Source organism: Streptomyces sp. NPDC007872, from assembly GCF_042868165.1.
Lineage (GTDB): Bacteria > Actinomycetota > Actinomycetes > Streptomycetales > Streptomycetaceae > Streptomyces.
Genome location: NZ_JBIAEA010000004.1, coordinates 342,282 through 362,600 on the forward strand (window position 1 = coordinate 342,282; position 20,319 = coordinate 362,600).

16 protein-coding genes are annotated in these 20,319 nt (G+C 73.7%); 6 read left to right on the top strand and 10 right to left on the bottom strand.

Features of this window, described 5'->3' with window-relative positions; all coding sequences use genetic code 11:
* The first annotated feature begins 140 nt into the window (after positions 1 to 140).
* Positions 141 to 1,367: an outer membrane lipoprotein carrier protein LolA gene (locus ACFYNX_RS16040; protein ID WP_388661974.1), complete on the top strand. Its 1,227-nt coding sequence runs from the start codon at positions 141 to 143 to the stop codon at positions 1,365 to 1,367.
* An 84-nt stretch (positions 1,368 to 1,451) separates the two neighbouring features.
* Here ACFYNX_RS16040 and ACFYNX_RS16045 read toward each other — a convergent pair whose 3' ends face one another.
* Positions 1,452 to 2,771 (bottom strand): M28 family metallopeptidase, encoded by a 1,320-nt coding sequence (locus ACFYNX_RS16045; protein ID WP_388661976.1) that lies wholly within the window; start codon positions 2,769 to 2,771, stop codon positions 1,452 to 1,454.
* Between the two features lie 322 nt (positions 2,772 to 3,093).
* Between ACFYNX_RS16045 and ACFYNX_RS16050 the strand changes: the two genes are divergently transcribed.
* Positions 3,094 to 3,603, top strand: a complete 510-nt coding sequence (locus tag ACFYNX_RS16050) for a DUF1203 domain-containing protein (RefSeq protein WP_388661978.1) — start codon at positions 3,094 to 3,096, stop codon at positions 3,601 to 3,603.
* 18 nt (positions 3,604 to 3,621) lie between these two features.
* On the opposite strand, the gene ACFYNX_RS16055 is transcribed toward ACFYNX_RS16050, so the two are convergent.
* The 4 genes from ACFYNX_RS16055 to ACFYNX_RS16070 all read right to left on the bottom strand — a co-directional run bounded on the left by ACFYNX_RS16055 (position 3,622) and on the right by ACFYNX_RS16070 (position 6,995).
* A complete protein-coding gene (locus ACFYNX_RS16055; protein WP_388661980.1) occupies positions 3,622 to 4,089 on the bottom strand; it encodes a VOC family protein in 468 nt (155 codons plus the stop codon).
* A gap of 72 nt (positions 4,090 to 4,161) precedes the next feature.
* A complete protein-coding gene (locus ACFYNX_RS16060; protein WP_388661982.1) occupies positions 4,162 to 4,755 on the bottom strand; it encodes a DUF4291 domain-containing protein in 594 nt (197 codons plus the stop codon).
* A gap of 112 nt (positions 4,756 to 4,867) precedes the next feature.
* The gene (gene rarD, locus ACFYNX_RS16065) at positions 4,868 to 5,908 is read right to left on the bottom strand and encodes an EamA family transporter RarD (RefSeq protein WP_388661984.1); all 1,041 of its coding nucleotides are present in this window, start codon (positions 5,906 to 5,908) and stop codon (positions 4,868 to 4,870) included.
* 202 nt (positions 5,909 to 6,110) lie between these two features.
* Entirely contained in the window at positions 6,111 to 6,995 is an 885-nt protein-coding gene (locus tag ACFYNX_RS16070; RefSeq protein WP_365551492.1) for an NmrA family NAD(P)-binding protein, read from the bottom strand.
* Positions 6,996 to 7,115: 120 nt separating this feature from the next.
* Between ACFYNX_RS16070 and ACFYNX_RS16075 the strand changes: the two genes are divergently transcribed.
* The 4 genes from ACFYNX_RS16075 to ACFYNX_RS16090 all read left to right on the top strand — a co-directional run bounded on the left by ACFYNX_RS16075 (position 7,116) and on the right by ACFYNX_RS16090 (position 13,363).
* Positions 7,116 to 7,532: a helix-turn-helix domain-containing protein gene (locus ACFYNX_RS16075; RefSeq protein WP_365551495.1), complete on the top strand. Its 417-nt coding sequence runs from the start codon at positions 7,116 to 7,118 to the stop codon at positions 7,530 to 7,532.
* Between the two features lie 84 nt (positions 7,533 to 7,616).
* Positions 7,617 to 8,486: a hypothetical protein gene (locus tag ACFYNX_RS16080; RefSeq protein ID WP_388661987.1), complete on the top strand. Its 870-nt coding sequence runs from the start codon at positions 7,617 to 7,619 to the stop codon at positions 8,484 to 8,486.
* A gap of 485 nt (positions 8,487 to 8,971) precedes the next feature.
* On the top strand, positions 8,972 to 11,149 hold the full coding sequence (locus ACFYNX_RS16085) for a bifunctional serine/threonine-protein kinase/ABC transporter substrate-binding protein (RefSeq protein WP_388662558.1): 2,178 nt from the start codon (positions 8,972 to 8,974) through the stop codon (positions 11,147 to 11,149).
* Between the two features lie 6 nt (positions 11,150 to 11,155).
* Positions 11,156 to 13,363: a bifunctional serine/threonine-protein kinase/ABC transporter substrate-binding protein gene (locus ACFYNX_RS16090; protein ID WP_388661989.1), complete on the top strand. Its 2,208-nt coding sequence runs from the start codon at positions 11,156 to 11,158 to the stop codon at positions 13,361 to 13,363.
* 48 nt (positions 13,364 to 13,411) lie between these two features.
* Here ACFYNX_RS16090 and ACFYNX_RS16095 read toward each other — a convergent pair whose 3' ends face one another.
* The 5 genes from ACFYNX_RS16095 to ACFYNX_RS16115 all read right to left on the bottom strand — a co-directional run bounded on the left by ACFYNX_RS16095 (position 13,412) and on the right by ACFYNX_RS16115 (position 20,282).
* On the bottom strand, positions 13,412 to 14,473 hold the full coding sequence (locus ACFYNX_RS16095) for a 2-oxoacid:ferredoxin oxidoreductase subunit beta (protein ID WP_388661991.1): 1,062 nt from the start codon (positions 14,471 to 14,473) through the stop codon (positions 13,412 to 13,414).
* Positions 14,466 to 16,403 (bottom strand): 2-oxoacid:acceptor oxidoreductase subunit alpha, encoded by a 1,938-nt coding sequence (locus ACFYNX_RS16100; RefSeq protein WP_365542660.1) that lies wholly within the window; start codon positions 16,401 to 16,403, stop codon positions 14,466 to 14,468. The genes ACFYNX_RS16095 and ACFYNX_RS16100 overlap by 8 nt, the downstream gene beginning before the upstream one ends.
* A gap of 369 nt (positions 16,404 to 16,772) precedes the next feature.
* Positions 16,773 to 17,432 carry a response regulator transcription factor gene (locus tag ACFYNX_RS16105; RefSeq protein ID WP_053641328.1) on the bottom strand — a complete coding sequence of 220 codons (660 nt, stop codon included), beginning with the start codon at positions 17,430 to 17,432 and terminating at the stop codon, positions 16,773 to 16,775.
* A gap of 130 nt (positions 17,433 to 17,562) precedes the next feature.
* Complete coding sequence (locus ACFYNX_RS16110; RefSeq protein WP_388661993.1) at positions 17,563 to 18,849, bottom strand: sensor histidine kinase; 1,287 nt, start codon at positions 18,847 to 18,849, stop codon at positions 17,563 to 17,565.
* 257 nt (positions 18,850 to 19,106) lie between these two features.
* On the bottom strand, positions 19,107 to 20,282 hold the full coding sequence (locus ACFYNX_RS16115; RefSeq protein WP_365542656.1) for a sensor domain-containing protein: 1,176 nt from the start codon (positions 20,280 to 20,282) through the stop codon (positions 19,107 to 19,109).
* Positions 20,283 to 20,319: the final 37 nt, after the last annotated feature.

The window sequence follows — 20,319 nt, forward strand, 5'->3', positions numbered from 1 at the left end:
GGGTCGGGTCATCCCGAAGGGGTACGCGAGGTTGATCCCGGGGGCTGACGATTCCGTCCTCCCCGTTTGGTGGGATGGGGTACATCGACCACATGAGGCCGTTCGGGGCCTCTCCAGGGCGCACGGAGGTAGCGGAGACCATGGCAGCGAACGAAGTCCCCAGCGAGACCCCCAGCGAGGTCCGCGGCGAGGCTCGTGGCGAGACCCGTCGCAGGGCGAGCCGGTACGTCGTCCCCGTCGCGGTGGCCGGCGTGGCCGCGGCGACCATCGGTCTGGTCCCGGCGCTCGCGGCGGCCGGCGACCCGGACCTGCCGGAGATCACGGCCCAGCAGCTCATCGAGAAGATCGCGGGCTCGGAGACCCAGACCCTCTCCGGCACCTTCAAGGTCTCCACCGACCTGGGCCTGCCGGCCCTCGGCGGCCTGGCGTCCGGCCTCGGGGGCCAGGGCGGCGGGGCCTCCACGGCGGACCCCGCGCAGAAGCTCACCGAACTCGCCTCGGGCACCCACACGCTGCGCCTGGCGGCGGACGGCCCCGAGCGCCAGAAGCTCACCCTGCTCGACGGCTCCGACGAGTACAGCCTGATCCACAACGGCGACGACGTCTGGGGCTACGACAGCGAGTCGAACGAGGTCTTCCACGAGAAGGGCGCCCCGGAGGGCCCGGCGGCCGAGGGGAAGGAGCTTCCGGCGACGCCCAAGGAGCTCGCGGACGAGGTCCTGAAGGCGGCGGGCGACACCACGTCGATCACGGTCGACGGCACGGCGCGGGTGGCGGGCCGGGACGCGTACCAGTTGGTGATCAAGCCGAAGCAGGCCGGTTCGACGGTCGCGTCGGTGAAGATCGCGGTGGACGCGGCGAACGGCACCCCGCTGAAGTTCACGCTCTCCTCGGTCGAGGGCGGCAAGCCGGTCGTGGACGCGGGCTTCACGAAGGTCGACTTCGCCCGCCCGGACGCGTCGGTCTTCGCCTTCGAGGCGCCGGAGGGCGCGAAGGTGACGGAGGGCGCGGAGGAGGCGCGGAAGTCCCGGAAGCTCCCGGAGAACTTCGAGAAGGACTTCGGGAAGGAGTTCGGCGGGGGCTTCGGGGGCCCCGGGGGCCTCGGCAAGGGCCTGAACGTCCTCGGCGAGGGCTGGACGACCATCGCGAAGCTCGACACCGGTGCCCCGGCGCCCAGGACGGACGAGGCGCCGAAGGAGCTCCAGGGATTCCTGGACTCCTTCGGCGACAAGGTCACCGGGACGTTCGGCTCGGGCACCCTCTTCAAGACGAAGCTGGTGAACGCGCTCCTCACCGACGACGGCAAGGTCTACGTCGGCGCGGTGACGAAGGACGCCCTGGTGGAGGCGGCGAACTCCGGCAAGTGACGGCCTGACCGGTTGGGACCCCGGGCGGGTCGGGGGCGATGGTCACCGACCCGCCCGGGCGTTCTCTCGCCTTGCCCGTGAGGGTTACGGGAAGGTCAGCTTGAAGGCGTTGATGTAGCCGGTGTCGGCCGAGGCCTTGTCCTGGACGCGGAGCTTCCAGGCGCCGTTGGCGACCTCGGAGGAGGCGTTGACGGTGAAGGTCTGGACGATGTTGTCGGCGCTGCCGCCGGAGCGGTTGCTCAGGCTGTAGACCGAGCCGTCGGGGGCGACGAGGTCGACCACGAGGTCACCGCGGTAGGTGTGGACGATGTCCACGCCGACGGCCAGGTTGCTGGGCGCGTTGCCGGTGACGCCGGTGACGTTGACCGTCGAGGTGACCGCGGCGCCGTTGTCCGGGATGGACACGTCGGCGGTGTTCTCGAAGACCTTGCCGGTGGGCGGCGTGGTGGAGCCGGCGGACAGCGTCCAGACCGCGTGCGCGATGGCGTCGCTGTTGCGGTCGAGGGCGGTGTCGTTGATGTTCGCGGTGGTGTCGCAGGAGGAGTGGTAGCAGCGGTCGAACGCCTGGCCGGCGGTGCCGCCCCACTTCTGCGCCTGCGCCGACGTCTTGGTGTAGTCGGCGCCGCTGAACAGGCCGCCGACCGGGACGCCGACGTTCTTGAACGGGGCGTGGTCGGAGCGGCCGTCGCCCTCGGTCTCGATCTCCGTCTGGATGCCGAGTCCGGCGTAGTAGTCCTTGAAGGTCTTCTCGATCGTCGGGTCGTCGTCGTAGACGAAGTAACCCGGGTTCGGCGAGCCGATCATGTCGAAGTTGAGGTAGCCCTTGATCTTCGAACGCTCGGTCGTCGGAAGGTTGTTGACGTAGTACTTCGAGCCGACGAGGCCCAGCTCCTCGGCGCCCCACCAGGCGAACCGCAGGTGCTTGGAGGGCTGGTAGCCGGCGCGGGAGACGGCGAGGGCGGTCTCCAGGATCGCGGCGGAGCCGGAGCCGTTGTCGTTGATGCCGGGGCCCGAGGTCACCGAGTCGAGGTGCGAACCGGACATCAGGACCTGGTTGGGGTCACCGCCCGGCCAGTCGGCTATCAGGTTGTAGCCGGTGGCGCCGCTGGTGGTGAACGTCTGGAGGCTGGTGGTGTATCCGGCGGCGTCCAGCTTCGCCTTCACGAAGTCGATCGACGCTTTGTAACCGGCGCGGCCGTGGGCCCGGTTGCCTCCGTTGGAGGTGGCGATGGACTGGAGGTCCGTCAAGTGCTGCTTGACGGCGGCGAGCGAGATGTCGGGCGCGGCGGCGGCACCGGCGGCCTCGGCGGGCCGGGCGGTGGCGCTGGTCCCGGTGAGACCGGCGAGCGCGAGCGCCGCGAGGGCGGCGACCGCGGTGACGCGTCTGGGCACGGAGATGTTCATGTGGGGGCTCCGGATTCCGAACGGGGATGGGACGGAACGTGCGAGACGCCCCGGGCGTGGGAGGCCGCGAGGCGTTGGAGCTGTACGAATGCGTGCGGAGTGTTCAGTTGTCTGTTGCGCGAGCGTTCCGCTGTGCGTGCTGAATGTTCAGTGACAGGATGTGTTCACGTCAAGAGCGGAAACCGGTCAGGGGTGTTCGCTCAGCGGACGGGGGGCGTCTGTGACCTTTCGGCCCGACTCCCTTGCCGACAGAGCCACTTCGGTCGAAAGCGACGTCCGAATCCCGCCAGCGGGCGGGCGGGGGAGGGGCGACGCTGGAGCCATGCGTACCGCCGAGACCCCTTACGTCCCCCGGGCCGTCGCGCCCGCCGCCCTCGCCGCGCTGCGCGTCGTCGACGACGCCGGGCGGCCCTGCGTGCCGTACCCGGCCACCGGGGGCGGGGAGCCCCTCCGCTGCTGTCTGCGTCCCGCCGCCCCCGGCGAGCGGATCGCGCTCGTCTCGTACGCGCCGCTGCGCCGCTGGGCGGCGGAGACGGGGGCGGAACCGGGCGCGTACGACGAGCAGGGCCCCGTCTTCGTGCACGCCGGGGAGTGCGGCGGGCCCGCGCCCTCGGAGGAGTACCCCTTCGCGCGGCCCGGGGCCCTGCGCGTCCTCCGCCGGTACGACGCGGCGGGCCGGATCGTCGGCGGCCGGCTCCTGGAGCTTCCGGAGCACCCCGCGGAAGGCTTCGACCGGGCCCTCGCGGAGGCCTTCGAGGACCCCGCCGTGGCCCTGGTCCACGTCCGGGCCGTCGAGTACGGCTGCTTCCACTTCGAGGTCCGCCGCCCCTGATCCCCTCCCGTACGACCGCTACTGCACGCAGAACTCGTTCCGCTCCGGATCCGCCATGACCACCCACGAGCCCGACGGCTCGTTCACCTCGTGCAGGACCGTCGCGCCGAGGTCTACCAGGCGGGCGACCTCCTTGTCGCGGGCGCCCGTCTCCGCGTGGAGGTCCAGGTGGACGCGGTTCTTGACGGTCTTCGCCTCCGGGACCCGCTGGAAGAGGATCCGGTGGCCCAGGCCCGCGTCGGTGTCCTCGTCGTACGGCTCGTCCGGGTGCCGCACGGCGGCGAGGTCGCGCCAGCCGAGCCGCTCGTCCTCCGTGCCCCCGTGCACGGTGGTCGTCACCCCGTCGGGCACGGCCCCCATGTCGAGGAGCCGCCGCACGAGCGGACTGTGGTCCTCCTCCCGGTAGTGCAGGGCGGCGGCCCAGAAGGCGGCCTGCGCGTGCGGGTCCGTGGCGTCGACGACGAGCTTCCAGTGCAGGGGTTTCATGGAACCGGTTGTAACGTCCCCTCCCCGCCCGTGCCACCGGAACGGTTCTTTCCGCCGGAACGCGCGGCCCCGTCAGGCCCGCAGGTGGTCCAGGAGCCCCTCCGGCTCCGGGTACGGCTCCTCCCGGGGCAACAGCGCGCGGGCGCCGTCCACGTCGCCGGCCCGGACCAGGGCGTGGGCGCGGTGGGCGAGCGGCGTCGCGTCGGTGATCGACACCGTCCACTCGTCCGCGTACCGGCGGGACGCCTCGCCCGCCAGGCCGAGCTGGAGCGAGCGGTACGGGAGGGGGTTCAGGCGCGGGTCGCGCTCCGGGTCCCACTGGACCCGGGCCGGGGACGTCCGCAACTGCCGCTGCCACGCGTCCCGGTCGGGGTGGAAGCCGCGCGCGTAGTGGGAGAGGCAGGCGTTCCGCAGGGCCCACTCGAACCCCTCGCGGGTGATCTCCACGGCCAGGACGGTCTCCTGGCCCTCCTTCGCGCCCCAGCCCGAGCGGTACATCATCCACAGGAACGACGGCTTGATCCACGTCATCCGGTCCCGCTTCCAGACGGCCGGAAACCGGCCCTCCCGCGCCGCCGGAAGCCCGATCTCGGGCCGGTACGCCTGGTAGACGGTGACCGTGCGCTCGGTGTGGAGCGCGCGGATCCGGTACTTCGGTTCTTCCATGGGGTTCAGGGTGGGGGCGGGGCGCCGTCCCCCACCACCGGTTATTCCGGGGCCGAGCCGCCCGTGAGCGGCTCGTAGGCGCCCCGTACCCCCCGGCGGTCGGGGCATACGGTCAGCGTCCGGTCGTGGGCGCGGTCCGGACCGGCCCCGCGCCTTCCACCGGCCCCGCGCCTTCGACCGGTTCCGGGGTCCCGGCCGGTTCCGGGGTTCCGGCCGCGTCCGCCCCCTCGGCCGCTCCCGCCGCCGTCGCCGCCGCGATCGCCGCCCGGTTGCGCCGGTTCGTCCGCAGCGCGTCCCAGGTGAGGATCGTCAGGGCGAGCCAGACGAGGGAGAAGCCCGCCCAGCGCTCCGGCGGCATCGCCTCGTGGAAGTAGAGGACGCCGAGGAGGAACTGGAAGGTCGGCGCGAGGTACTGGAGGAGGCCGAGCGTCGACAGCGGGACCCGGATCGCCGCCGCGCCGAAGCAGACCAGCGGGATCGCCGTGACCAGGCCGGTGGCGGCGAGCAGCGCGGTGTGGCCGGCGCCGTGCGCGCCGAACGCCAGGGTGCCCCGGCTGCCTAGCCAGACCAGGTACGCGAGGGCGGGCAGGAACTGGACGGCGGTCTCGGCGGCCAGCGACTCCAGGCCCCCGATGTTCACCTTCTTCTTCACCAGGCCGTAGAGCGCGAAGGAGAAGGCGAGGACGAGCGAGATCCACGGCGGCTGCCCGTACCCGATCGCGAGGACGAGCACGGCCGCGAAACCGATCCCGACCGCCGCCCACTGGGCCGGGCGCAGCCGCTCCTGGAGGACGAGGACGCCGAGCGCGATGGTGACGAGCGGGTTGATGAAGTAGCCGAGGGAGGCCTCGACGACGTGGCCCGCGTTCACGGACCAGATGTAGAGGCCCCAGTTCACGGTGATGACGGTGGCGGCGAGGGTGATCAGGCCGAGCTTGCGCGGGCTGCGCGCCAGCTCCCGCACCCAGCCCCAGCGGCGCAGGACGAGCAGGGCGAGCCCCACGAAGACCAGGGACCACACCATCCGGTGGGCGAGGATCTCCATCGCTCCGGCGGGCTTGAGGAGCGGCCAGAAGAGGGGGACCAGGCCCCACATGCCGTAGGCGCCGATCCCGTAGAGCAGGCCTGTTCGCCCCTCGTTCTCCGTCTTCATCGAACCTCCCGCCCTGTGCCGCGCCGTCCTGTCGGTCGCTCCGACGACGGTAGCGCCGCACGGGGCGGGTTGTCATGCCCGTACCGCTATACGGTCATGACGGCCCGGCGGTACGGGCGTGAGGGCTTGGCGGTACGGCCATGACGGCCCTGCGGTACGGGCACGACGGTCCTGCGGTACGGGCACGGCGGCCCGGCGGTCGTCAGGAGGCGTCGAGCGCTTCCTGGACCGAGACGCCGACCGGGGTGGTCGGGCGGCCGATCAGCCGGGTCAGGTCGCCGGTCCGCAGGGCGAGCGCGCCGTGCTCGGCGGCCCGGTCGACGTCGACCAGGATCTCGGCGAAGGGGCGCGGGAGGCCGGCGCCGGTGAGGATCTCTAGGTGGGCCTCGGCGGAGACGGGGGTGTACGTCACCTCGCGGCCGGACCGGGCGGCGACCTCGGCCGCGTACTCGGCGAAGGACCAGGCGGTGTCGCCGCTCAGCTCGTAGACCTCGTTCAGGTGCTCCTCGGCCGGGCCGGTCAGGACGGCGGCCGCGGCGGCGGCGTAGTCGGCGCGGGAGGCGGAGGCGATCCGGCCCTCGCCGGCGTTGGAGACGACGGCGCCGTGGGCGAGGACGGGGGCGAGGTTGGCGGTGTAGTTCTCGCTGTACCAGCCGTTGCGGAGGAAGGTGTACGGCAGGCCGGAGGCGAGGATCAGGCGCTCGGTCTCCTTGTGCTCGGCGGCCAGCTCGAAGTCGGCGTCGTCGCCGCCGAGGACGCCCGTGTACGCGAGCTGGGCCACGCCCGCCGCCTTCGCCGCGTCGATCACGGCGGCGTGCTGCGCGACGCGCCGGCCGACCTCGCTGCCGGAGATCAGGAGCACCCGGTCGCCGGCCTCGAAGGCGTCCGCCAGGGTCTCGGGGCGGCTGTAGTCGGCGATCCGCAGCTCGACCCCGCGCTCGGCCAGGTCCGCGGCCTTCTCCTTGTCGCGGACGACGGCGACGATCCGCCCGGCGGGGGCGGTGCCCTCGGCCGGGGCGGCGGCGAGGAGGGCGTCGACGACGAGACGGCCGAGCTGTCCGGTGGCTCCGGTGACGACGATGCTCATGGTGCTTCCTTGGGTGTGGGGTGCGTGAACACGAAGAACATGGAGAAAATGGAACGGTGTACTCACCGTAGGACCGGCACTAACTTTTCGGAAGTGCCCACTTTGAAGTAAGGTACTGGCATGGAGGTAAGTGGAGAGGTGAGTGCGATGGCCCCGCTGCCCGACGTCTTCGAACCGATGTGCCCCTCGCGGGCGGTCCTGGAGCACGTCACCAGCCGCTGGGGCGTCCTCGTCATGGCGTCCCTCCTGGAGCGTCCGTACCGCTTCAGCGAGCTGCGCCGCCGCATCGGGAACGTCAGCGAGAAGATGCTGGCCCAGACGCTCCGGACCCTGGAGCGCGACGGCTTCGTCCACCGCGACGCCAAGCCGGTCATCCCGCCCCGCGTCGACTACGCCCTCACCCCGCTCGGCACCGAGGCCGCCCGCCAGGTCTGGGCGCTCGCCCACTGGAGCGAGCAGCAGGTGGCCGCCGTCCAGGAGGCCCGCGAGCGGTACGACGAGGCGCGTCGCGAGAGTGCCACCGCTCTGTCCCAATGAGGTCTTGGCCAAGGTGAGTTGACCCGGCAGGTCGTACGATCTGATCGCCGTTCGGGCAATCCGGGTAGCGACCGTGGGGGAACTGTGGCGTACGGGGACCGAAGACTGCTGGGCGTCTGCTGTGCCGTGCTGGTGGGCGGGCTCATCGTGAGCGGGTGCGCGGGCGACGACGACCGCGACGACGGGGCGAAACCCGGCGGCAGGAGCAGTACGAGCGGGGCGTCGGCCCCGAGCGGTACGGCCACGGCCGCTCCGGACCCCACCCCCACTCCCGTCGCCACGCCGACCGCCCTGGACTTCACCCCCGACCCGAAGCGGGTGCCGAAGAACGCCGCCGACGCCAGGAGGCTCGCCCTCGCCGTCGTCGCCGGGCCCGACGCCTGGGGCCCGGACTACGTGAAGCGCACTCCGTACCTCAGCGACCCCGACTACTGGCCCGTGCTCGGGGACGGCTGTTCCTGGGAGACCGGCACCCGGCCCTCCGACGTCCTCTCCAGCGTCACCGCCTACAGCGAGGTCCCCGCCGCCGACGGCCGGGGGACCCTCCGGGTCGCCGCCACCGTCACCGTGCACCGCACCGAGGACGACGCCGACTGGGAGATGGCCGAGACCCTGGAGGAGGCGCTCCGCTGCCCGAACCAGAGGCTGCGCGACGGCGAGCGCATCGAGGGGCTCATCTCCCTCGGCAACCCCTTCGGCCTCGGCGGCAACTACACCGCCACCGACTCCCTCGGCGAGCGCGGCGGTTACTACAGCGACGCGGTCCCCGGGAAGCAGTTCTACGGCTGGTACCAGTCGCGGATCGGCCAGGTCACCGTCGCCACGGTCGTCAAGGGAGCCCCGGGCTACAGCGAGCAGGCGACCGACACGACGGTCGGCACCGTCACCGCCCAGGTCCAGGCCCTCGTCACCATGCTCGAACGCGTCAAGGACGAGCTGGAGGTCCAGTCATGAGCCGCCCCGTGAACCCCGGAGACGACCGGGAGCCGGAGGACGGGCGGGAGCCGGAGGATGGGCGGGAGGCGTCGGGCGGGGCCGGGTACCAGCCGCCGCGCGACCCCCGGATCGGCCCCCTGCCGACCCCGCCGGCCCGGCCCGGCGCCGGCCGCCGGAACGCGCCCGGGGCCGGGCACGCGGACCCCCGACCCTCGGCCGAACCTCCGGCGGGGAGCCCGTCCCCGGCGGAGAACTCGTCTCCTGCAGGCGCCCCGCAACCGCCCCGACAGCCCCCGTTCCCGCCCCGGCCCCCGGCAGGGAGCCCGGCGGGGAACCCGCCCCCGCTCCCTCCCCAGCCCCCCGCGGGGAACCCCGCAGGGACCCCAGCCCGGCCCCCTGCCGAGCCGTCCCGGCCCCCGGTCGAGACTCCCCACCCCCCGGCCACCCCACCCCACCCCCACCCCGGCGACCTCCACCCCCTCCTCCCCTCCGACCCCTCCGTCATCGCCGGTTACCGGCTGCTCGGGCGGCTCGGAGCCGGTGGCATGGGCGTCGTCTATCTGGGCCGTACGGCCAACGGCGAGCTCGCCGCCGTCAAGGTCACCCATGCCGACCAGGCCGACCAGCCCGACTTCCGGGCCCGGTTCCGGCGGGAGGTCGAGGCCGCCCGGCGGGTCTCCAGTCCCTGGGCCGTCCCCGTCACCGGCGCCGACCCGGACGCCCCCGAGCCCTGGATGGCCACCGCCTTCGTCGCCGGGCCCTCCCTCGGCGAGGCCGTCGCCGCGCACGGCGCGCTGCCCGAGCGGAGCGTCCGGCTCCTCGGGTGGGCCGTCGCCCGCGCCCTCGCCGCCGTGCACGCCGCCGGGCTCGTCCACCGGGACGTCAAACCCGGAAACGTCCTGCTCGCCGTCGACGGCCCCCGGCTCATCGACTTCGGCATCGCCCGCGCCACCGGCGAGACCGCCCTCACCGCCACCGACATGGTCGTCGGCACCCCCGGCTTCCTCGCCCCCGAGCAGGCCGAGGCCCGCGCCGACGCCGTCGGCCCCGCCGCCGACGTCTTCGCCCTCGGCTGCCTCCTCGCGTACGCGGCGACCGGACGCCCGCCCTTCGGCACCGGCACCCCGGACGCCCTCCTCTACCGGACCGTCCACGACGCGCCCGACCTCACCGGCGTGCCCGAGGAGCTGCTCGACCTCGTCCGGGCCTGCCTCGCCAAGGACCCCGCCGCCCGCCCGACCGCCGCGGAGATCGGCGTACGGCTCGTCGAGGACACCCCCGGCGCCGCCGCCGAGTGGCTGCCCGCCCCCGTCGTCCGGACCATCGCCGAGCGCTCCGCCCGGATGCTCGTCCTGCCCGAGATCGACGCGACCGCGCCCGGCACGGGAACGGCGGAGCCGCCGAAGCGCAGCAGGCGCGGCTTCCTGCTCCTCGCCTCCGGCGCCGCCGTCCTCGCCGCCGGCGGCGGAGCCCTCGCCGTCCGGTCGGCCCTCGGGGGCGACGACGGCAAGAAGGGCGACGGCAAGGCCGCCCCGCCCCGCACCACCTGGAAGATCGGCGTCCTCGCCGACCTCTCCGGACCGGCCAAGGAGATCGGACGGGCCCAGGAGCGCGGCGCCCGCCTCGCCGTCGAGCAGTTCAACGCCCGCGAGGACAAGCCGTTCGCCCTCGAACTCAAGGTCTCCGACGACCGGGGCGACCGGAACGCCGCCCTCGAAGCGGCCCGCAGGCTCACCACCGACCCCGGCGTCGTCGCCGTCCTCGGCCCCACCTCCGACGACACCGGACAGTCCGCGCTCCCCGCCTTCGAGGAGTCCGGCCTCCCCTTGCTCACCACCTCCGCCGGGTTCAACCTGTTCACCCGGCGGGACGAGCAGAGCCCGCCCAACGCCACGGTGCTGCGGGCCATGCCCAGCCACCTCATGGGCGGCGCCTACCTCGCGTTCGCCGTCACGCTCCTGCCCACCGTCCGCAAGCCCGGGGTCCTCCAGGAGCGCACGGACGACCAGTACAGTTGGCTGCTCGTGCGCGGCGTCCAGTTCGGCTTCGGACAGGCCAGGATCGACCCGTACTACCGGGTCGTCCCCGCCCACGCGCGGGACTACCGCGGGATCCTCGGCGGGATGATCGACGCCGGCATGGACGCGTACGTCCACTGCGGGGTCCGCGAGACCGCCGTCCTCGCCGCCCGCGCCCTCGCCGAACTCGGCTTCACCGGACCCCGGTTCGTCGGCCAGCACGCCTTCGGCCCCGCCTTCCTGAAGGAGGCCGGACCCGCCGCCGAGAACTGGTTCTTCGGCGTGCCCGTCCTCGACCCCCTGGACCGCGAGAAGGACACCAAGGTCAAGGCCGGGGACCGGGCGAAGACGGCCGGGTTCGTCGCCGCGCACCGCAAGCGCTACGGCGCCCCTCCCGCGTACTACACGGGCGAGTCGTACGACGTCGTGAACATGGTCCTCGACCAGCTCGCCCGGAACGCGAAGGCGGGCCGGCCCCCGGCCCGCAAGGGCCTCTGGGCACAGCTCCGGGCCAAGAAGTACACCGGCGTCATGGGCGGGTACTCCTTCGACGAGTACGGCGACCTCAGCGGCGTCGGCACGTTCGTGTACGGCGTGCAGAACGGCGCCTACAAGTCGATCGGGGCCGCGCCCGCCGTGCCCGCCAACATGGCGAAGGCCTGATCGCCCGTGCAGCCGCTCCGCAGGGCCGACCCGTCCTCGATCGCCGGCCACCGGCTCCTCGGCCGCCTCGGCGCCGGCGGCATGGGCGTGGTCTACCTCGCCCGCACCCCCGGCGGCACGCTCGCCGCGCTCAAGATCGTCCGCGCCGAGCACGCCGCCGACCCCGGCTTCCGGGAGCGGTTCCGCCGCGAGACCCGGACCGCCGGGCGGATCACCGGCCGCTGGGTGGTCCGCGTCCTCGGCGCCGACCCGGAGGCCCGGGAGCCCTGGCTGGCCACCGAGTTCGTCCCCGGGCCCTCGCTCGCCGAGGCCGTCGCCCTGCACGGCGCCCTGCCCGAACCGACCGTGCGGGCCCTGGGCGCCCGGCTCGCGGACGCGCTCGCCGACGTGCACGCGGCCGGGCTCGTCCACCGGGACGTGAAGCCGGGGAACGTCCTCCTCGCCCTCGACGGGCCGCGCCTCATCGACTTCGGCATCGCCCGCTCCGCCGGGGCCACCGCCCTGACCGCCACGGACGCGATGATCGGCACCCCCGGCTTCCTCGCCCCCGAACAGGCCCGCGCCGGCGGACCGGACGAGGTCGGCCCGGCCGCCGACGTCTTCGCGCTCGGCTGCGTCCTCGCGTACGCCCTCACCGGCGAACGCCCCTTCGGTACGGGCGCGGTGGCCGCCGTCGTCTACCGCACCGTCCACGAGGAGCCGGACCTCGGCGAGGTCCCGGACACGCTCCTGCCCCTGGTCACGGCCTGTCTGGCCAAGGACCCGGCGGCCCGCCCCACGGCCGCGCGGGTGCGGGCCGCCCTCGGGGAGGCCGGGGGCCCGGCGGGGGACTGGCTGCCGCCCGGCCTGCCCGCGCTCATCGCCCGGAGCTCCTCCCGCGTCCTCGACCTGCCGGTCCCCGAACCGACCGTGCTCGCGGCCCCCGAACCCCCCGCCGGGGTCTCGCGCCGCCGCGTCCTGGCGACCGGCTCGGCGGTGGCCGTCGCCGGCGCGGGCGGCCTGACCGCCTGGCTCCTCGGCCGTGGCCCCGCCGGGAAGGGCACGGGGACGGGAACGGGCAAGGGCGCCGTCCTCCCCGCGTACACGATCGGCGTCCTCACCGACCTGAGCGGCCCCACCGAGGAGGCCGGGCGGGCGCAGGAGCGCGGCGCCCGGCTGGCCGTGGAGACCTTCAACGCCCGCCGGGACCGGGCCTTCGACGTGGTCCTGCGGGTCGTGGACGACGGCGGGGACGGAAAGCGCGCCACGACCGCCGCCCGCACCCTGCTCGAGGACCCGGGGCTCGTCGGCGTCCTCGGCCCGACGACCGTCCCGAGCGTGGTCGCCGCCGTGGCCGAACTCGTCGACCGCTCCGTCCCCCTGGTGAGCGTCCTCGCCGCCGTCCCGAACGGCACCACGGTGGAGGGCCAGACCACCCAGCGCACCTACTTCGAACCCCGCCCCTCCCCGGACACGATGATCGTCCCGTTCGTGCGCTACCTCTCCGAGCGCGGGATCGTCCGGACCGCCCTCGTGGAGGACCGCGACGGCGGCCGGTCCACCTGGTTCGCGATCAAGAGCCTCAAACAGACCCCGCCCTCGCAGTCCAAGGGCGGGACGGTGACCGCCCACCCCGTCGAGGCGGACGGCGAGGACTTCGCCCCCGCCGTACGGGCCGCCCTCGCGACGGACCCGCAGGCCGTGATGTACGTGGGGGTCTCGCCGCGCCGGGCCGCCCTCTGCGCGAAGGCCCTGCGCGACCGGGGCTTCCGGGGACCCTGCGGCAGCGTCGAACAGCCCTTCACCCGGGAGTTCCTCGACCTCGCGGGCCCGGCGGCCGAGGGCTGGTACTTCGGCGCGGGCCGCGTCGACCCGGACGGCCTCCCGGCGGCGAAGGACTTCGCCGCCGCGTACCGCAAGCGCTGGGGACTGCCCGGCACCACCCCCGTCGACCCGTACGCCACGGAGGCGTACGACGTCGTCAACTGGACGCTCCAGGCGCTGGGCACGACGGTCGGGAACCACTCCGAGTCGGTGGCGTCCGGCGTGGCGAACGGCCTGCGCCAGACCCCGTACAAGGGCCTCGCCAAGACGTACTCCTCGGACGGCAGGGAGAGCGTCGTCGCGAACCTCGTCGGGCTCTTCCTGTGGAAGGTGAAGGACGGGAAGCCGTACTTCCTGGGGGACTTCGCGGACGCGGCGGTGGCGGAGGCGAAGAGGACGGGGAAGACGTGAGGGAGGGCGGGCCCGTACGGGCCCGCCCTCCCTCACGGTGCCGTCGCGTCAGCCGACGACGGTCCAGGTGTCGTTGCCGGTGAGGAGCTGGGCGAGGTCGCCCTTGCCCTGCCGCTCCACGGCCGTGTCGAGCTGCTCCGCCATGAGCGTGTCGTACACCGGCCGTTCCACCGACCGGAAGACCCCCACGGGGGTCCGGTGGAGGGTGTCGGGGTCGGCGAGGCGGGAGAGCGCGAAGGCGGTGGTGGGGGTGGTGGCGCGGGCGTCGTGGACGAGGACCTCGCCCTCGTTCGCGGGCGTCACGTCGACGACCTCCAGGTCACCGGTGGACGCGTTCCGCACGACCCCCTTGGCGAGGTCGGTGCCGAAGCGGATCGGCTGCCCGTGCTCCAGGCGGATCACCGCCTCCTGGGCCCGTTCCTTGTCCTTCAGGGCGTCGAAGGCCCCGTCGTTGAAGATGTTGCAGTTCTGGTAGATCTCCACCAGGGCCGTGCCGTTGTGGTCGGCGGCCTGCCGCAGGACCTCGGTGAGGTGCTTGCGGTCGGAGTCGACCGTGCGGGCCACGAAGGACGCCTCCGCGCCGAGCGCGAGCGAGACCGGGTTGAAGGGCGCGTCCAGGGAGCCCATCGGGGTCGACTTGGTGATCTTGCCCGTTTCGGAGGTGGGGGAGTACTGGCCCTTGGTCAGGCCGTAGATCCGGTTGTTGAAGAGCAGGATCTTGAGGTTGACGTTGCGGCGCAGGGCGTGGATGAGGTGGTTGCCGCCGATGGACAGCGCGTCGCCGTCGCCGGTGACCACCCAGACCGACAGGTCGCGGCGCGAGGTGGCCAGACCGGTGGCGATGGCGGGGGCCCGGCCGTGGATGGAGTGCATCCCGTAGGTGTTCATGTAGTACGGGAAGCGGGAGGAACAGCCGATGCCGGAGACGAAGACGATGTTCTCCCTGGCCAGGCCGAGTTCGGGCATGAAGCCCTGCACGGCGGCCAGGACGGCGTAGTCGCCGCAGCCGGGGCACCAGCGCACCTCCTGGTCGGACTTGAAGTCCTTCATCGACTGGACGGCCTCGGCCTTCGGCACCAGGTGCAGGAGCGACGGGGCGGGCTCAGGCATCGATGGCCTCCTTGAGGACGGCGGCGAGCTGTTCGGCCTTGAACGGCATGCCGTTGACCTGGGTGTGGCTGCGCGCGTCGACCAGGTACGTCGCCCGGAGCAGGGTGGCGAGCTGGCCGAGGTTCATCTCGGGGACGACGACCGTCCCGTACCGCTTCAGCACCTCGCCGAGGTTCTTCGGGAAGGGGTTCAGGTGGCGCAGGTGGGCCTGGGCGACGTGGCCGCCCTCGCGGCGGACGCGGCGGACGGCGGCGGTGATCGGCCCGTAGGTGGAGCCCCAGCCGAGGACCAGGGTGCGCGCGCCGTCCGGGTCGTCGACCTCGACGTCGGGCACGTCGATGCCGTCGATCTTGGCCTGGCGGACGCGGACCATGAAGTCGTGGTTGGCCGGGTCGTAGGAGATGTTCCCCGTGCCGTCCTGCTTCTCGATGCCGCCGATGCGGTGCTCGAGTCCGGGCGTGCCCGGTACGGCCCACGGGCGGGCCAGGGTCTCGGGGTCGCGCTTGTAGGGCCAGAAGACGTCGGTGCCGTCGGCGAGGGTGTGGTTGGGGCCGGTGGCGAACGCGGTCCGCAGGTCGGGCAGCTCGCCGGTGTCCGGGATCCGCCACGGCTCGGAGCCGTTGGCGAGGTAGCCGTCGGAGAGCAGGAAGACCGGCGTGCGGTACGCCAGGGCGATCCGGGCCGCCTCGAGGGCCGCGTCGAAGCAGTCGGCGGGCGTCCTCGGCGCGACGACCGGCACGGGCGCCTCGCCGTTGCGCCCGTACATCGCCTGGAGCAGGTCGGCCTGCTCGGTCTTGGTCGGCAGACCGGTCGACGGGCCGCCGCGCTGGATGTCGACGACCAGCAGCGGCAGCTCCAGGGAGACGGCCAGGCCGATCGTCTCGCTCTTGAGCGCCACTCCGGGGCCGGAGGTGGTGGTGACGGCGAGCGAGCCGCCGAAGGCCGCGCCGAGCGCGGCGCCGATCCCGGCGATCTCGTCCTCGGCCTGGAAGGTCCGCACGCCGAAGTTCTTGTGCTTCGACAGCTCGTGCAGGATGTCGGAGGCCGGGGTGATCGGGTACGAGCCGAGGTAGAGCGGCAGGTCGGCCTGGCGGGCGGCGGCGACCAGGCCGTACGACAGGGCCAGGTTCCCCGAGATGTTGCGGTACGTGCCCGTGGGGAAGGCGCGGGTCGCGGGGGCGACCTCGTAGGAGACGGCGAAGTCCTCGGTGGTCTCCCCGAAGTTCCAGCCGGCCCGGAACGCGGCCACGTTCGCCTCGGCGATCTCCGGCTTCCTCGCGAACTTGCGGCGCAGGAAGGCCTCGGTGCCCTCGGTCGGCCGGTGGTACATCCAGGACAGCAGCCCGAGCGCGAACATGTTCTTCGACCGCTCGGCCTCCTTGCGGGGCAGGCCGAAGTCCTTGAGCGCCTCCAGGGTCAGCGTCGTCAGCGGCACCGGGTGCACCCGGTAGCCCTCCAGGGACCCGTCCTCCAGGGGCGAGACCGCGTAGCCGACCTTCGCCATGGCCCGCTTGGCGAACTCGTCGGTGTTGACGATGACCTCGCCGCCGCGCGGCACGTCGGCGATGTTCGCCCTCAGCGCCGCCGGGTTCATCGCGACCAGCACGTTCGGCGCGTCGCCCGGGGTGAGGATGTCGTGGTCGGCGAAGTGGAGCTGGAACGAGGAGACGCCCGGCAGCGTCCCGGCGGGCGCCCGGATCTCGGCCGGGAAGTTCGGCAGCGTCGACAGGTCGTTCCCGAAGGACGCCGTCTCCGAGGTGAACCGGTCACCCGTGAGCTGCATGCCGTCGCCCGAGTCGCCCGCGAAACGGATGATCACCCGATCGAGGCGCCGGACCTCCTTCGCACTGCCGTCCTGGGACGCGGCCGGGGCGCCTCTCTGCTCCCCGAGCAGGGCCTCGCCGGCCTCGCTGCTGACCTGGCTGGTCACTGAACTGGACCTCCCTCGTGGCAAGGGGACTCTCCGCCGGAGGCGGGGAGGAGCTCGGGGCGCGGTCGGCCGATCACCGTCCGTCCCGCTGCCCACCCTACGACGGCGGGGGCGAGTCTCCCTGGACTTCTTGCATCATGGACCGCTTTTCGGGATCCGTTCTGTCAGGGTTCGTCACGTCGTGTCGCCGCCCGAAGTGTTCCGGAAGGTCTGGTTCCGGGCTTTCTGTCGCTCGGAGGGCGGCCGAGGGGCCGGTTCCGGCGGCCGGAACCGGCGGGCGGGCACGCGGGGCCCGGCGGCCCCGGGTACCGGAGCTCCGGAGCCCCCTCAGGACCCCAGGGCCTCAGGTACGTCGGGGCCTCAGGTACGTCACGACCTCAGGTACGTCAGTACGGCGAGTACCCGCCGGTGATCGCCGTCACTCGGCGAGAGCCCCAGCTTCAGGAAGATGTTGCTGATGTGCTTCTCCACCGCGCCGTCGCTCACGACCAGCGCCTTCGCGATCGCCGAGTTCGTCCGCCCCTCCGCCATCAGTCCCAGGACCTCCCGCTCGCGCGGGGTCAGGTTCGCCAGGACGTCCTGCTGCCGGCTGCGGCCGAGGAGCTGCTGCACGACCTCCGGGTCCAGGGCCGTGCCGCCCCCGGCGACCCGGACGACCGCGTCCACGAACTCCCGTACCTCCGCGACCCGGTCCTTCAGGAGGTAGCCCACGCCCCGGCTGGAACCGGCCAGGAGCTCGGTGGCGTACTGCTCCTCCACGTACTGCGACAGGACGAGCACCCCGAGCCCCGGGTGGTCCCCGCGCAGGCGCACCGCCGCCCGCACGCCCTCGTCCGTGTGGGTCGGCGGCATCCGCACGTCCGCCACCACCACGTCCGGCAGCGCCCCCTCGGCCGCGAGCTTCCCCACCGTCTCCACCAGGGCCTCGCCGTCGCCGACCCCGGCGACGACCTCGTGCCCCAGGTCGGTCAGGAGCCGGGTCAGCCCCTCCCGGAGCAGTACCGAATCCTCGGCGATGACCACCCGCACCCGTCCCGCCACGTCCCGCTCTCCCACGCCCCACAGCCCCCACGATCAGGTCGTCCGGTCTTCCGTCGAGGCCCCAGCATCGCACCCGGGGGCCGACGGAGGGCCCCGATCCCGATCCGCCGGACGGGATCTACGCCCGCCAGGGCAGTTCGGCCGTGACCGTCGTCGGGCCGCCCGCCGGCGAGTCCACGACCAAGACCCCGTCCACCGCCCCGACCCGCTCGGAGAGCGTCGCCAGGCTCCGCCCGGCCGCCGTCTCCGCGCCGCCGACGCCGTCGTCCCGGACCTGGAGCATCAGCCGGTCGCCCGAGCGCCACACGTCCACCCGGGCGCGCCGCGCCCACGCGTGCTCGGTGACGTTCCGCAGGAGCTCCGAGACCGTGAAGTACGCGATGCCCTCGATCGCCGCGACCGGCCGCGCCGGCAGGTCCACGTCCACCGACACCGGGACCGCGCAGCGCGAGGCCACCGCCGACAGGGCCGCGTCCAGGCCCCGGTCGGTGAGGACGGCCGGGTGGATGCCCCGGGCCAGGTCCCGCAGCTCCTGGAGCGCCAGCTTCACCTCGCCGTGCGCCTCGTCCACCAGGACCGCCGCCGCCTTCGGGTCCTCCGCCAGCCTCTCCTTCGCCAGGCCCAGGTCCATGGCGAGCGCCGAGAGCCGGGCCTGCGCGCCGTCGTGCAGCGCCCGCTCGATGCGCCGCAGGTCGGCGGCGGCGGTGTCCACGAGCACGCCCCGGTCCGACTCCAGCTCCGTCACGCGCGACGCCGGCCGGGACGGGCCGAGCAGCCCGGCCACCAGGAACCGGTCGACGGCGACGAGCCCGCGCAGCAGCCACGGCCCGACCAGCACGAACAGGAGGCCGACCGCGCAGGTCACCGCGATCTCGAAGGGCGAGTCCAGGTACAGGCCGTGCGTCCCGTCGCCGTACAACTGGATCCCGTCCTGCCCGACGTACGCGGGGAACGTCCACTGCCACAGCGGATACGTGAAGAGGCTCCAGCCCCATCCCCAGAACGCGACCGCCACCGAGAAGGAGAACACCGCCCACGGCATGTGCACGAACGCGTAGAGCAGGTGGCGCCACGAGGCCCCGCTCTTCAGCATGGCCCCCATCCACGAGAACGCCCCGCCGGTCCGGCCGCGCACCGGCTCCGGCGCCGCCACGTCCAGGCCGAGCAGCGCCCGCGCCCGGGCCCGCTCCACCGCGCCGAAGCCCCGGCACAGGGCGAGCGCCCCGGCCAGGACCGGGACGCCGAGGAAGGTGATCAGCAGCCCGGCGCCGGTCGAGACGAGGGAGACGGAGAGCGCGAACCAGCAGATGCTCAGCGGGAGGCCGATCAGCACGTACCCGAGGGCGCGCCAGGTGCGGCCCTCGAACGGCGCGCGGATCACGGCGGGGAGTCGGTGGGAGGGCATGGCGAACGTCCTTCTCTGCTGGTGGGGGCCGGGGTGGTGGGCTCGGGCGGTACGCGTTCGGCGGGCCCGGGCCGGGCCGGGCTGGGGTGGTGCCGTGCGGTGCGGTGCGTGCGTACGTGTTCCAGGGTTCCGTTCCGGCGGGGGCCGGACCATGAGGGAGGTCGGCGTCTGCGGGCGGGGGTTTTCCCCACCACGGGGGCCCGGGGGCCCGGGGGTCTGAGGGTCCGGGGGTCTGAGGGTCCGGGGGCCCCGGGGGCCTACCGTGCGGCCGCGACCCGGTCCCGCCACGGCAGTTCCGCCGTGACCGTCGTCGGACCGCCCGCCGGGGAGTCCAGGGCGAGGACGCCGTCGACCGCGCCGAGGCGCTCCGCGAGCCCGGCGAGCCCCGTGCCGCCGTCGAGGCGCGCCCCGCCGGTGCCGTCGTCCCGGACCTGGAGCACCAGCCGTCCGCCCGTCCGCCACACCTCCACGGAGGCGGACCGGGCGCGGGAGTGCTTGGAGACGTTCTGGAGCAGCTCCGAGACCGTGAAGTACGCGATGCCCTCGATCGCCTCCGCCGGCCGCTCGGCCAGGTCGACGTCGACCCGCACCGGGACCGTGCAGCGCGCCGAGACGGAGGACAGGGCGGCGCCGAGCCCCCGGTCGGTGAGGACGGCCGGGTGGATGCCCCGGGCCAGGTCCCGCAGCTCCTGGAGCGCGAGCTTCACCTCGCCGTGCGCCTCGTCGACCATCGCGGCGGCGGCCTCCGGGTCGTCGAGGAGCTTCTCCTTCGCCAGGCCGAGCCCCATCGCGAGGGCGACGAGCCGGGCCTGCGCGCCGTCGTGCAGGTCGCGTTCGATGCGCCGCAGGTCGGCGGCGGCGGTGTCGACGACCACGCCCCGGTCCGACTCCAGCTCGGCGATCCGCCGCTCCAGCTCGTCGGAGGGCGAGAGCAGCCCCCGGACCATGCCCCGGTCGGCGCTCGCGAGCAACCGCGCGACGAAGGGCAGCACGGGCCAGAGGACGAGGAGCGAGACCAGGGTGACCGTGAAGGTCACGATCCCCCAGGGCAGCCGGATCAGCCCGTACAACTGGGTCCGCCAGGCCACCGGGTCCTTCAGCGCGGACCACAGCCAGCCGAAGAAGCCGTCGCGCCGGGGCAGCGGGGACGGCTCCCGGACCGCGACGCCGAGCAGGCCCCGGGCCCGCCCCCGCTCCGACCGGCCGAGCAGCCGGGCGCCGCCGAGGCCGAGGGCGAGCAGCGGGAGGCCGACCACGGTGACCGAGAGGCCCACCCCGAGCAGGACGCTCACCACCGCGTAGACGAAACCGGCCAGCGTCGTGAGGAGGTTGGAGAGGAGGAAGGCGATCTCCTTCCAGGTCTCCTTCCCGTAGGCGGTACGGGGGCGCGCCGGGGCGGCGGGGACGGCGGCGGAGTCGTGATCGGCACTCATGGGCCCCAGGGTGCCCGGCGCGGATCGCGCGTCGCCA

What these genes read in the sequence shown, in the direction of transcription:
- ACFYNX_RS16040 (WP_388661974.1), top strand. Translation starts at nt 141, where the DNA reads ATGGCAGCGAACGAAGTCCCCAGCGAGACCCCCAGCGAGGTCCGCGGC.
- ACFYNX_RS16045 (WP_388661976.1), bottom strand. Translation starts at nt 2,771, where the DNA reads ATGAACATCTCCGTGCCCAGACGCGTCACCGCGGTCGCCGCCCTCGCG.
- ACFYNX_RS16050 (WP_388661978.1), top strand. Translation starts at nt 3,094, where the DNA reads ATGCGTACCGCCGAGACCCCTTACGTCCCCCGGGCCGTCGCGCCCGCC.
- ACFYNX_RS16055 (WP_388661980.1), bottom strand. Translation starts at nt 4,089, where the DNA reads ATGAAACCCCTGCACTGGAAGCTCGTCGTCGACGCCACGGACCCGCAC.
- ACFYNX_RS16060 (WP_388661982.1), bottom strand. Translation starts at nt 4,755, where the DNA reads ATGGAAGAACCGAAGTACCGGATCCGCGCGCTCCACACCGAGCGCACG.
- rarD (WP_388661984.1), bottom strand. Translation starts at nt 5,908, where the DNA reads ATGAAGACGGAGAACGAGGGGCGAACAGGCCTGCTCTACGGGATCGGC.
- ACFYNX_RS16070 (WP_365551492.1), bottom strand. Translation starts at nt 6,995, where the DNA reads ATGAGCATCGTCGTCACCGGAGCCACCGGACAGCTCGGCCGTCTCGTC.
- ACFYNX_RS16075 (WP_365551495.1), top strand. Translation starts at nt 7,116, where the DNA reads ATGGAGGTAAGTGGAGAGGTGAGTGCGATGGCCCCGCTGCCCGACGTC.
- ACFYNX_RS16095 (WP_388661991.1), bottom strand. Translation starts at nt 14,473, where the DNA reads ATGCCTGAGCCCGCCCCGTCGCTCCTGCACCTGGTGCCGAAGGCCGAG.
- ACFYNX_RS16110 (WP_388661993.1), bottom strand. Translation starts at nt 18,849, where the DNA reads ATGCCCTCCCACCGACTCCCCGCCGTGATCCGCGCGCCGTTCGAGGGC.
- ACFYNX_RS16115 (WP_365542656.1), bottom strand. Translation starts at nt 20,282, where the DNA reads ATGAGTGCCGATCACGACTCCGCCGCCGTCCCCGCCGCCCCGGCGCGC.